At 43.2% G+C, this 507-nt stretch carries 1 protein-coding gene; it reads left to right on the top strand.

The window, feature by feature from the left end; genetic code table 11:
* The coding region (locus CWC11_RS20265) for an IS3 family transposase (RefSeq protein ID WP_138684129.1) at positions 1-507 on the top strand (507 nt) is incomplete at both ends.

The raw sequence follows: 507 nt of genomic DNA, 5'->3' as shown, positions 1-507 counted from the left end.
AAATTATGGGAAGCCGCCATAGCCGATGGCCATGATTGCAGTAAAGGCCGGGTGCAGCGTTTATTACAAAGCGTAGGTTATCGCTCTAAATCAGGTAAGCGTCGCTACACCAGTGGCAATAAAAAGCAGGGTTTTATAACGACAGAGAACCTACTTGCTCGTCAATTTGATGTTGAAGAGCCTAATACTGTATGGGTGTCGGATATAACTCAGGTGCGCTGTAAAGAAGGCTGGCAGTACTTATGTGTCATTTTAGATTTATACTCACGTAAAGTTGTGGGCTGGGTAACAAGTCGAGTTAATAGTGCGAGTTTAGTGATTAAAACATTAAAGAAGGCTTGGAATGTGCGTAAACCGAACGGACATCGCTTACTTTTTCACTCAGACCAAGGGAGCCAGTATAGAGCAAAAGAGACTATATCGTGGTTGAACAAACGAGGTGTAACGATTAGCATGTCGAGAAAGGGAAACTGCTGGGATAATGCGTGCTCAGAAAGTTTTTTTGCT

Source organism: Pseudoalteromonas sp. S3178 (assembly GCF_005886985.1).
Taxonomy (GTDB): domain Bacteria; phylum Pseudomonadota; class Gammaproteobacteria; order Enterobacterales; family Alteromonadaceae; genus Pseudoalteromonas; species Pseudoalteromonas carrageenovora.
Note: the sequence above shows the minus strand (reverse complement) of the source record. Positions and strands in the feature narration are given on the sequence as shown.